Source organism: Eubacterium sp. AF36-5BH, assembly GCF_003460505.1.
Taxonomy (GTDB): Bacteria; Bacillota; Clostridia; order Lachnospirales; family Lachnospiraceae; genus Eubacterium_G.
Genome location: NZ_QTVG01000012.1, coordinates 22,811 through 34,682, shown reverse-complemented (window position 1 = coordinate 34,682; position 11,872 = coordinate 22,811). Strand labels below are relative to the sequence as shown.

Below are 11,872 nucleotides of genomic sequence, written 5' to 3'. Positions count from 1 at the left end.
ATTTCCATCTCACACATCTACTGTAATATTGTAATTGCTCTAGGATGTGTAGGATATCTTTTTATGTATCCCTTTGTTTCTAAAGCCTTTAAATGCCCAACTATAGATGATGTGGAAGCTAAACCTGTTAATTTGCACAACTCTCTGACGGTGGGTGCAAAACCGTATTCCTGGATATGAGCTTCCATTGCCTAACTTTTCGATTAATGTATTTATTCTTGGTGTTGCCTCGGTATGAAATAGAACTTCTGTCATTCCGTCTGACTTATTTATGTCAGGAAGTTTTGAATAAAGAATTCCATATTTCTTTGCAAGTTTTTTAAACTTCTTTATGTCTTCTTCTCTGATTTTTAATACCTGCAAACTGCCATCCTTACTTAACATCTTTTTCAATGATGTCTTTCCCTGAAGCTTTTCTCTTGTAAGCAGTGCATAAATGAACACTGCCAGATTTTTTGCCTGCTTCACTGTTCCACCTGTTACGTCCATTCCAAATCTCAATCCGTCAAATTCAAGTCTTATTATCTGTATTGCCTGTGAAATTTCATCTGACATATGCTCACCTCCTCTGCCCATTGTTAAGCATGATTGCTATGTCTATTATTGTTGCCATTGCCTTTTCATCTTTCTTACAATTAATCAGTGAATCAATCTGTTTTTCAGACAGTTTATTTTTTATTGCAATTTTTATCTGTTTCATCTGTGCAATTGTTAAATCTCCATCTGCCAATCTCTCCACCAAATCATTATTGTATTTTTTAGAGAAAAACAATCTCTTAATCAGGGATACCGGTTCTCCTTTTCTGATGTTTTTCTCAATTCTCATATTCTCTTTTCTATTCTTCTGGGCTATCTGAAATTCACTTTTAAATTCCTTTGCCTGTTCCACATAAATCACTTCCTTTTAACATATTTTTTCTCCTGCTCTTCCTGTTTGTTTTTTTCTTCTTTAATTGCTCTTTCCTCAATTTCTTTATTCTCCTGCCTTACTTTTACTTCCTTTATGATTTTGTAACCTACAACAATTTCTTTCCTTAGTTGTTTTGTTTCCTTTTCATTTGCCTGCAAAAGTTCTGTATAATATTCCTTTAATTTTTTGCTTCCTCAAATGACAATCCCTCTTCTTTAAGTGTTGCCCTTGCTTCTGATACAATCTGCTCTGATTCCTTAAATGTGTCATCACCCATCTTATAGAAAATGGTTGCTTTCTTTTCCTTATCTATATTCTCCACTGCCTGAAATACCTTAAGGTGTTTATCCATTTCATTAACAATTACCTTTTTTGCCTTAAGCAATACTGACACCTTTTTTCTCAAATCTTTTTGCACGTCAGATATTTGTTCCACATCAGTAACGTCATACTTTGCAAGGAATAAATACTGCTTTTGTAATAACTGAAACTTCTTAACATCCTTCCTATATTTCCATACCTGTGAGTACGGTTGCTTTCTTATTTTTCCTAAACGATACATTTCCCTAAAATACTGTCTTTGCAATCCTGTCATCCTCGTTTTTCTTACTTTTTTTGACTTAAACATTCTGATTTTTGGAGCTCTTACTACCTGATTACTTCTGTAAGTATTAAGGTTTTCCTTTACAATTCTTTCTTTTAATTCATCAATTCCATAGCCTTGTCCTAACGTCTTTGTACGTCTGAATCTTTCCATTCCCGGCGGTTTTACTGCCAGATATTTCCCCTGCTTTATTTCATATCCTTCTGCTTCGAGCATTTGCAGAAACATTGAATAATCCGAAGCTCTTAAAACACACGCATCTATGTCCTGTTTAATTTGTTCATTCCATATAAACGGCCCGTTCTTTAAAACATCCCATTCTTTTTTGTCTGTCTTTTTAATTGATTTCTCCAGTGTTGAAAGATTGTACTTTTCACATATTCTGTCTATTCTTGGCTGAATATCTTTTTCCCAATCACCTTTTTTGTAATGATATTTATATCCGTCTGTGAAACGCACACTGTTCCAGATGATGTGACCATGAATGTGGTCTGTGTTGGTATGAACTGCATATACTACCTCGTAGTCGCTTTCCAGATACTCGTGAACAAATTCTTCTATAACCTTCATTGCTATATCTCCATCACACTCATTTTCTTCAAATGAAATGATGAGATGATACCCCTGTCTTTTGTCCATTTTTCCATAAAGTCTTTTTGTCTCCTTCATACACTCATAGGCATTTTCTTTTATGCAGTTAACACTTCCTGTAAGCAGACCATTCATGGTCTTTTCATCCTTTAAGATGTAATCAATTGCCACCTGCAGATGTGAGCCTTTAGAACGGTGATGGCTGTTCATGTGTAATATTCTGCTAATCGCCATACTTTTCCATAAAAGCTCCCACCTTAAGATTCAGTAATCGCATGTACTCCATAAGCCTTGTCTTATCACTGTCCATATACAAACCACTGTTATTATTGCGGACAATCTGATTAACGTTATTACCTATGTGATTGACTTCATTAATCAGTTTAAGAATATGTTTTCTCATATCAGTATTTGGCATCTTTATGTTTGAAATCGCATATCTGACATAGGCTGAGAAATTCATGTTACAGGCATTTGCATTTTCCATTACTATCTGATATTCCCTGTCATTGAATCTTATAAGTTTGGTAATGTCTCTTTTATCTGAACTCATGTGTCCACCTTCCTTCTGTAAAATAATGTAGGCTATGTCTTTTGCAAGATACGCATTTGTATATACAAATGCATTCTTGTTAGGAAGAATCCTAAAACCTCTGTATCTAGCCTTCAGGCTTTGTCACTGCTACTGCTCAGGGTTATCCACTGGATAACCGCACCGTAACACTCTTTTATTTATCTGACCTTTACTTCTTCGGCTATTCTTATGTCCTTATCTGTCTTAAAATTTAAGAATTCTAACCTGTCCGAATATGCACTGCTTTTTCTAAAATCAACTAACTGCTTATCCCTCATGCTGAAATACCTCCCCTTCTCCGGACCAACAATAATGTGGTTCAGAAGGGGTATATCCATCAGATTGCAGATATCAATCAATTTTGCTGTAGTCTGAATGTCTTCCTTAGACGGTTCTAATATATTGGATGGATGATTATGTAAAATCATCATGTTTGCTGCATTTGACAATATTGCTGATTTTAGTACTTCTCTTGGTGAAGCAATTGCATAATTTATGGCTCCAATGCTTGCCAGATTAAAATTTATTGGTTGAAGCTTGCTGTTAAAGTTGATTACACACAAAACTTCTCTGTCTATGTTTCTTATGTAATCTCCAACAGTCATTGCCACCTTTTCAGGAGATGTGAGTTGTTCTTCTGATAACAGTGGACGCTCTTTTACAAGTCTAATTGATACCTGATTTACCTTTTCCATCCGCTACCACCTCAACTTTTATAAAAAACTCTTCATTCTTGCCACAGTTAGCAACTTCACTTTTTATTCTCTCTGCTAATTCTTTTTGAAAATCTTCCATGACTATCTGACCTCTCTTTCCGGGGTTGATATTACTCCACGGTCAACGTCATCAAGGCTCTTGTTTATCGTGTCTGTTGCAAGTCTTAGTGTCCTTAAATCCTTGTCATAGCAATATACCTGATTTGAAAGGCGGTCATTAATGTCTACCTGGTCCATATTGATTTCATAAACCATTTCTGCCAATTCATCAGGTGAACCAAAATCTGCTGATACGGCAATAACTTCATGGATGCTTGATGGCAAAATATATAGGTCACTTCCAATTTTTTCTGCCAATTTGTGTAGTGGCTCCTCATACAACATCGAAGCTGCTCCGAACAATTTGCTTTCATTTGTTATAACGTACATTGAGCGTTCATCCTGAGTTTCCATCATTACTTCTTTGAATTCTTCCTCCATTTCTCCACTAAGTTCACTTTCACCAAATATGATTTCACTAATGACTTCGTTCATGTTCTTAATTGACACCGGAAATAATTCCTTTGTGTTCTTATTTGCTGCATTGTATAAGTCATTTTCTGTAAGACCTTCCTTTGCTGCTAAATCATTGTTAACAAGATTTGTATATGTTCCTAATGAATCATTTCCAAGATTCCATCTGTACACAATTGCAAGGTCCTCAAACTCCCTATGGGGAACCGTCTTTAATAACTCTTTGTTCTGCTCGGCATTTATTAAAGTAAAAAACACGTTATCTTTAAGTCTTGATGTATCCAAAAGCTCTGCCTTGATTTCATCATTAAATGACTTGATTCCTCTTTCCATTGTTTCAGCTGCAATTCTTATGATCTCTTCATATTTTCCTGTTCTTTCATATTCTTCATAAAGATTATTTACATATATGGTTGGTGTGGCATTTTTTAACCCCGGAATGTCATAGAAATTCAATCCATCAACTTCACGGTTGGTTTTATTAACCTTTCTGATTACAACTCCACAATCCTTGTACTTTTCGTCCATATAATCCTTAATATCATCCTTAATTTTTTCCTTAAATTCTTCGTAATTTAAATTCATGTTCGTCCTCCTAAAAAATCCTTAATTTTAATTTTTGCTCTGTTTCACTCTTATGGTGGAACAACTAAAATGCTTTCACTTTTCATAAGACACCTCCATTTTTGCAATAAAAAATGCCCTATTGAAAAACAGTCAGTTCTTAAACTACTGTTCTCAATAAGGCATTTATTTATTTTTGATTTAAAGTTTTAAGGCCTGTTGCTCTCAAACTTTATGGTTATATTTTACTATTGCGGTGTGTCGATGTCGAATTCTATCGTGGATGGGATTTAGGATAATAAACCATATTGTGGTTTAAATTATTTGGTTGATGTGCAAAAAGGAAAGGTTGGGACACGAGGTCCCAACCTTTTTCATTGGTAATATTATACTTTAATGATAGTATATGAATAGATTCACCCTAGTGTTTCAATGCTTTAAATAGTTCTTTTCTTCTAATTAAAACCAATAGAATATTCCGAATGAATATTTTTTCTACTTAACATCTAGTACTATTATCTATTGACCTATTACCATTTTCCATACATTGCAATACTAGTAGGTGATGAACCTGATTTTAAACCGGTATCAACAAATCCATAATTCTTGCCATCACCAGTTACCTTCACCCATTTTCCTGATGTATTTTCCACATAATGAATCTGTTTAGTCCACTGCTTTGTCTGACCTGCACAGGCATCGAGACATGCAACTCTGCATCCACTTGCAACACTTCCCCAACTGTTACCATTTGGAGTTATTATTGTTTTTTTGCTTCTCATTTTAAAAGTATAATACTTAGTATTATTAATTGTTACTGTTCCATATGGATAATTTGTACACGGTGTAGTAGCTTTTGATGCTGGAGCCTTCAACATTCCTGCAATAAATTTACCATTTGGTCCAAGAAAATGAATACTGGTTAGACTACCTTCATTTCCGTACCTTGCATATGCCTCATTTTTTTCTAATTGTCCAATTTTTTTAGCACCATTACTATCATACACTGGTACCACCTTTCCACTTTTGTTAATTAAAATTGCTGGTGATAATGCCATACATATTCCTCCTTTTGTCTTTTTAATTTCATTTGTTTTTAGTTACTTTATATTAATTATGCACATAAAAAATATCATATTTTGTTATTAGTGTTCTTTCTTTGAAGAACTCTTTACTATTAATAAGTTCCAAACTCAGTATTTAGCAACTAAAAAATAACAAAAATATTAATCTATGTTTAATATTTTTGTATCAAACTGGCTATAACTTTTATAACCGCACTTATATAGAATCTAACAGATTAACATTCTTTAGATTCTATTGCTTTCCTTTTCACCTATAAACACAATAATGTATTTATGAATCACCAAACATTTTTTAATTATTATTTTGTTATCTTCACACTCTTTCTCTTACTCCAGGCACCGTACACTTTTCTTTTATTTATTTTTTTATACCCTCGTATCTTTACATAATAAGTTTTATTTTTGCTTAATTTCTTTAATTATTATAGCTTTTGAACTTGCCTTTACATCCATTATTTTTCTTCCTTTTTTTAACTTCTTATCGTTAGCATACCATATTTCGTATCCTCCTACTCCCTTACTTTTTTCCCATGTTATCTTAATCATTCTGCCCTTTTGATTTACTATCTTTGACAATTTTACTTTTGCTGGTTTTATAATAAATTTCTTATTCATTATCCCTTTATACAATTTCTTAAATTTAACTTTCACCTCGGCATAACCAGGCTTGATATTATTACTATACGAAACCGTATAGTATAACTTTGAAATAACCTTTCCTGAGCTATCCTTTATTGTAACGGCTGGCTTATTTGCCTTCCCATTATATACAAAACTCCCCTTATTTAAAGATACCTTTTTCAATTTCTGAATCAGATCTTTTTTATTATTCCCACATACCTTACATTTATATGTAGCCACTCCCAAGTGTGTTGTCGTGGCTTTTTTTATTACTGACTGTAACGCATATGTATGACCACTCACACTACATTCTCTTGCTAATAGAATATTTACACCTACACTTTCCGGAATTCCAGGGACTTTTCCGCCATCAGTAAACTGCCATATATTATATTGTCTACTATAATCACAGCTTGAATTGTACTGAGCCACCCACTTATCCCAGTTTTCAAATCTTTTGTCTGTCAATCTATTATTCCACCAATAAAGATTTGAATAAATCCCTACTTTATACCCTGCTTCTAATATTTTGTTACAAAAAGTCTCTGCAATATTACCAAGCAAATCATTTGATAACTTTTCCTGTTCATTGGCTTCTATATCATAATAAATAGGATATGTAGGATTTGCATTTGTTTCTCTTACTAGTCGTAAAACATGATTTACTTCACTTTTTGCCATTTCAGTATTAATAGCATGAGAATAAATGTAAATTCCATATTGGATATTATTCTCACTACATCCCTGAATATTTTGCTTGAAATATTTATCATCCTGTCCAATATCATCATCACCATACCCACATCTTATAAGTACAAATTCAATATCTGTCTGTTTTACCTTCCCCCAATCAATTATGCCTTGATGATAACTTACATCAATACCTTTTGATAAAGCTCCTTTTATTACCTCACCTTTATCATTATAAAATACACCGTCAACGTTCGTCCACGCTGTAGCTGCCTCTACCAATGTACTACACCAAACGCAGCAAAACAAAACTACCAAAATCAATTTTATTTATCTCATTAGCTCCTCCTTATTAGATATTATTCTACTATACTTTTTTACATAAGTTTTCTCTACTTTATTTAAAAAAAGGCAGTTTTCACTGCCTTTTTAATCTTTATACTAATTATGCTATTTATACTTATTGATCCCTTCTTCACGCTTGCTACTTAATAAATCAAACAAATATGAATTAATAGTACATCCAGAATTTAACGCCCCTCCAGTGGTATGAATTCCCCATGCTATTCCATCTTCATCAAAGACCGGTCCTCCCGCTTGAGCCTCAGTTGTGCTTGCGTTATAACCAATTATTCGTTCATTTTGTTGTTTTATCTGTCCATAGATTTCAAATAGGTGTATATTCATAGATTCCCATTGTGTGAATCCTGCTACCCTTATATCTTTATTCACTAATGATGAACTTACTCCAAAACCTAACCAACCAGTTGTTGCTCCCACATTCTGTTGCATTGTCACAACACACCAATCATACTCTGGATCACCACCTTGTGTATACGCAGTTGAAGTAATCCATGATGCTGGATAATAATATTCTCTAGAAAGGTTTTGTTCATACATTAAATATGTCCTCACCTCTTTTGCCCAACCATATTTTTTCGACCAAAAGCAGTGACCTGCGGTAACCATTACATCTGGACCAACTATATAACCACTTCCATCACACCAATAATCTGCCTTTCCATCCCCAGTAGTATCAAAACCAATGTCTAAATGTGTTATTGTTGTATATGGAAATTTTGTTCTATCGACCATATTTAAATTATGACCTTGAATAATTGAATATGTTGATACATCCCCATTACAACTAGACATTGAATCTGGAATAAAAGGTTTCGCAATAGATTCTCCAATAGATTCTTTCTTTTTTGTTTTTTGCAATTTTCTATCTAATCCTATAGAATATTTGTGTTCAGTCTGATGCACATAATCATACATTATTAAGTCATTTTCCTCAGCTTTAACATTAATTGCAAAACACCAAAACATGATTGAACACACAATAACACAATACATAATTTTCTAAACAGACAATCTATACAAGATACTATTTATCCTGATAATCTATCTTGTAGTATTCTAGCACTCAATTTTCCATTATGTCTAAAACAAGTGATACTATTGTAACTAACTTCAGATACCAAACTAAAAAGTATCTTCTTTTTTAATTGGACATTTTTCTTTCTTTAATCTTCCTCCTTTATATTTTTCTAGATATTTTATATTAATTAAGCGCGCATAAAAATATCTCATTTATTTTAAATCTACATCGTCTAATGTTCCAAAATATACATAAATTCCATGCCAATCAGCCGGAGCAATTTTTAAATCTTCAAGTGGATAATTAATTGCCCAATATGATAAGTCATGTGTTTCCTGATGTATTTTGTAAAACAGTTCTATATCATGTGTTTTCTTTAACTGTTGCAGTTCCCCTACAATATGGTTTATTCTTTCCGAAAAAGATTCCTTGTTTATAATTGTTGATACTCTTTCTAAATCTGAAATCATATCTGGTATAGTGTATCCTGATATAACGTTATCTTTTGGATTATCATCTATATTATTCCATACTTTTGAATCTTTTGAACAATCACCCTTAAAATTCTCCACAAGTTCACATTCTATATAGGAATGCACATTAAATATCTTATCTTTAACAATCTTACGACTACTCTCATTTAAATCATCCAGCCACATTTTCTTTAATGCTTCCGATTTTTCCTTTGAAATGCTAACCCCTGTATCGTAATGTAGTGCCCGTTGTGAAAGTTTTAATGCAACTGCCGTAGTCTCATCATGTTCTGTATCTTGTTCATTTTGTGTAGTTTCTACTATCTCTGCAAAACGATTCGACATTTTATTATTTTTCGTATTTTTATGAACAAATGCCCCTGTAATAATACACACAGCAAGTGTAACAACTATCATTCCTCCACCCAATAAAGCGTATAACTTCTTATCAGACACCTTCTCATTTTCTAAAAAACAGTTATCTATTCTTTTCTTTATTTTCATTTTTGAATTGTTAAATGAAATCATATAATTTCCTTTAACAGGTACTGTGTCCAATATAGTTCGGCAATATATTCCAATTTGCTTCTTTTCCAATCCATTTACAACTCTAGAATCACATACATACTCAATATCCTCCAATGCTTTATTTTTTACAATATATATAAAGGGATTAAACCAATATAATATCATTACGCAATTCATAATCTTTTTGTATAAAATATCTTTAGATTTTAAATGTATCATCTCGTGTCTAATTATATTGTTAATCTTGGAATCATTAAAGTCCATGTCTACAGGGAAATATAACTTTGGACTTATTATTCCATAAATAATTGGTGAACATATCTCTGTACAGTAAAAAACGTCTAATTTTCTTTGATATCCAATTTCCTGCTTTATACTCTCTATTAAATTAAAAGTATTACCATCTTCTATCTTAAAAGATGTATCAAATAACAATTTCTTTAATCGCTTTTCTTTTAATATTATAATGTTCAAGCTAATATACATACCCAAAAACCAAAAAATCACAAAAAACATAGAATTTTCAAATACAGTGTCTCTTATTCTTTCCATAACCGGCATTTTCAGAAATATCGCATCACTTTTTTCTTTAATCGCTTTTGTTTCAAATACTACCTGATTATGTTCTTTTTGCTTATTATCTTCAATATTTTTTTTACTTTGACTGTAATTCTCTACATCATTTATTTTTCTTTCTTCTTGGCTATATAATTGTGTCGTTTTTTCTGACAAACTTATTGGATTAATTCCCCAGGGAATTATCGCACATACAAGCATAATTAACCATGCAATCTTTCTCCATCTATATCCTATATATTTTGTTACAAATTTTGAGATTATCAAAATTACTATACTTAAAATAGTAATTATAATTGATGTTCTAATCAAAGCCTCAATAATATAATCTGTCATAAGACTCCCCCTTTTTTATTTTTTAATCTTCTGGTCTATATATTCTTGTAATTCTTCTAATTCCTTATCATTTAGCCCTTCTCCATCATATAAAGCACATACAAAATTCTTCAGTGAATTATGATACATTTCTTTTAATATACGCTTACTTTCATTTTTCATATAATCCTGTTCTGTTATAATACTTGTGAAAATATTGTTTTTGCCCTCTTTTGAAATTTCTACAAATCCTCTTTTTTCTAATCTTTTTAAATATGCTAATACTGACGTTTTATCTAAGTGTCTCCCCCTTTTTTCTAATTTTTCTTCGATTTCCATTCTCGTTACCGGACGATTATATTCCCATATAATCATTATGATTTCTAATTCAGAATTTGGTAACTGTTTCATTCCTTTTTCCTCCTATCCTTTTTTTAGTATATAAGCATATTTTACATTTGTCAAATATGATATCAAAAAAATTTTCTATTACTCTATCTAAACATTTAAATAATTATCATAATAATCTGATAATGACTTTAAAAATTCTTTTCGTCTACTCTTGCTAACCCAAACAACCTTGTTATTCGTTAGATATATTTCATTTCCTCTATAACTTTTAATATAAGCCATATTTACAATATAACTATTATGACATCTTACAAAACTACTGTTCAATCTTGCCATATGTTGTTTCATGTTTTTATAACTTAGAATATCTTCATTAAGTGTATGTACTAAAGTATTTCGATTATATGTTTCAATGCATAAAATTTCATCAAAATAAATTTTAAAAAAGCCTGAATCATTTTTTTCAATAATGAATTTACCATTTCTATCAATTAATTGATTCGACCAGTCTTTAACTATTGGATCTATTTTATCCTTATCTACTGGTGTAATATTATTTTTTATAACCTTTATCTCATAACATTTTAATATATTATGATACATCAACGGTGTAAATATCATTTTCATTTTTTGATTACTCTCACTAGTTTTTTTCATTAAATTTAAAACATCTTCTTCTATAAAAATATCCAGTAGCATTACATCTATATTATTGTTGCAGATATACTCTTTTAAACTATGTGCATTTTTAGGCGTTAATAAAAAAATATATAATCCATTTTCCTTACCAATACTTTCCAATATACTATACAGCTTTTTCAGGATTTTTTCTTTGTCTTTGTACACCATCATTTTCATATGTTTTATCCCCTCCTATTAAACCTAACATTTTGTTTCTTTGACCTTACTATTAAACATTTACTTAATAGAGCATAATACAATACTATTATGGTTCTTTATCTCCATATCACATTAAATGCTTTTTTAAACATTAATTATAGTAATTATAATTATTAATCACTAGCAATTACTTCTATCATTTCATTATGCCAACATAATTTACATTATTCCTTGATTAATCTTAACCAATATAAGTTTATTAAACTTTTCTATAAAAAAACTCCCCCCATTATACATAACCATTTTTTTATTTACTCCCTATCCTTATTCTTTCTTTTTCTTAACAAGTCTATTTTTTCATAATCATTAATTGCATAACTGCAACATTGAAGAACTAAAGAATTAAATGAAACCTGCTCTATTTCAGCAATTTCAAATAACGAATTGTATGTCTCTTCCGAAAATCTAATTGTTCTCGAAATATTAGATTTTGATAAAGAACTATTTACTTTAAACATAATAACCTCCAAAATTGTAATA

Annotated in this window: 15 protein-coding genes and 1 pseudogene; all 16 read right to left on the bottom strand. The window is 31.3% G+C overall.

Annotation, left to right across the window (positions count from 1 at the left end):
- Positions 1–17: 17 nt before the first annotated feature.
- The 16 genes and pseudogenes from DW006_RS11180 to DW006_RS11115 all read right to left on the bottom strand — a co-directional run bounded on the left by DW006_RS11180 (position 18) and on the right by DW006_RS11115 (position 11,850).
- Positions 18–188 (bottom strand): LexA repressor, encoded by a 171-nt coding sequence (locus DW006_RS11180; protein WP_118000637.1) that lies wholly within the window; start codon positions 186–188, stop codon positions 18–20.
- Positions 189–201: 13 nt separating this feature from the next.
- Positions 202–489: pseudogene (locus DW006_RS12330) on the bottom strand (PcfB family protein); the annotation flags it as partial.
- Between the two features lie 70 nt (positions 490–559).
- On the bottom strand, positions 560–889 hold the full coding sequence (locus DW006_RS11170; protein WP_040445922.1) for a hypothetical protein: 330 nt from the start codon (positions 887–889) through the stop codon (positions 560–562).
- Between the two features lie 5 nt (positions 890–894).
- Complete coding sequence (locus DW006_RS12110; RefSeq protein ID WP_158561130.1) at positions 895–1,068, bottom strand: hypothetical protein; 174 nt, start codon at positions 1,066–1,068, stop codon at positions 895–897.
- A gap of 20 nt (positions 1,069–1,088) precedes the next feature.
- Positions 1,089–2,339 carry a relaxase/mobilization nuclease domain-containing protein gene (locus tag DW006_RS11165; RefSeq protein WP_118000635.1) on the bottom strand — a complete coding sequence of 417 codons (1,251 nt, stop codon included), beginning with the start codon at positions 2,337–2,339 and terminating at the stop codon, positions 1,089–1,091.
- Positions 2,329–2,658 carry a plasmid mobilization relaxosome protein MobC gene (gene mobC / locus DW006_RS11160; RefSeq protein WP_118000633.1) on the bottom strand — a complete coding sequence of 110 codons (330 nt, stop codon included), beginning with the start codon at positions 2,656–2,658 and terminating at the stop codon, positions 2,329–2,331. Before mobC ends, DW006_RS11165 begins: the two co-directional genes overlap by 11 nt.
- Positions 2,659–2,837: 179 nt before the next feature.
- A complete protein-coding gene (locus DW006_RS11155; RefSeq protein WP_118000631.1) occupies positions 2,838–3,374 on the bottom strand; it encodes a JAB domain-containing protein in 537 nt (178 codons plus the stop codon).
- Entirely contained in the window at positions 3,346–3,474 is a 129-nt protein-coding gene (locus DW006_RS12390) for a hypothetical protein (protein WP_256278886.1), read from the bottom strand. The genes DW006_RS11155 and DW006_RS12390 overlap by 29 nt, the downstream gene beginning before the upstream one ends.
- Positions 3,475–3,476: 2 nt before the next feature.
- Positions 3,477–4,493 carry a DUF5688 family protein gene (locus tag DW006_RS11150; protein WP_118000629.1) on the bottom strand — a complete coding sequence of 339 codons (1,017 nt, stop codon included), beginning with the start codon at positions 4,491–4,493 and terminating at the stop codon, positions 3,477–3,479.
- A gap of 509 nt (positions 4,494–5,002) precedes the next feature.
- The gene (locus tag DW006_RS11145; protein WP_118000627.1) at positions 5,003–5,530 is read right to left on the bottom strand and encodes a hypothetical protein; all 528 of its coding nucleotides are present in this window, start codon (positions 5,528–5,530) and stop codon (positions 5,003–5,005) included.
- A gap of 423 nt (positions 5,531–5,953) precedes the next feature.
- Positions 5,954–7,192, bottom strand: a complete 1,239-nt coding sequence (locus DW006_RS11140) for a GH25 family lysozyme (protein ID WP_158561129.1) — start codon at positions 7,190–7,192, stop codon at positions 5,954–5,956.
- Between the two features lie 126 nt (positions 7,193–7,318).
- On the bottom strand, positions 7,319–8,146 hold the full coding sequence (locus DW006_RS11135) for a trypsin-like peptidase domain-containing protein (protein WP_158561128.1): 828 nt from the start codon (positions 8,144–8,146) through the stop codon (positions 7,319–7,321).
- Between the two features lie 315 nt (positions 8,147–8,461).
- Positions 8,462–10,162 (bottom strand): M56 family metallopeptidase, encoded by a 1,701-nt coding sequence (locus DW006_RS11130; RefSeq protein ID WP_118000621.1) that lies wholly within the window; start codon positions 10,160–10,162, stop codon positions 8,462–8,464.
- A 15-nt stretch (positions 10,163–10,177) separates the two neighbouring features.
- Positions 10,178–10,552, bottom strand: a complete 375-nt coding sequence (locus tag DW006_RS11125; RefSeq protein ID WP_118000619.1) for a BlaI/MecI/CopY family transcriptional regulator — start codon at positions 10,550–10,552, stop codon at positions 10,178–10,180.
- A gap of 87 nt (positions 10,553–10,639) precedes the next feature.
- Complete coding sequence (locus tag DW006_RS11120; protein ID WP_118000617.1) at positions 10,640–11,350, bottom strand: response regulator transcription factor; 711 nt, start codon at positions 11,348–11,350, stop codon at positions 10,640–10,642.
- A gap of 293 nt (positions 11,351–11,643) precedes the next feature.
- The gene (locus DW006_RS11115) at positions 11,644–11,850 is read right to left on the bottom strand and encodes a hypothetical protein (protein ID WP_118000615.1); all 207 of its coding nucleotides are present in this window, start codon (positions 11,848–11,850) and stop codon (positions 11,644–11,646) included.
- Positions 11,851–11,872: the final 22 nt, after the last annotated feature.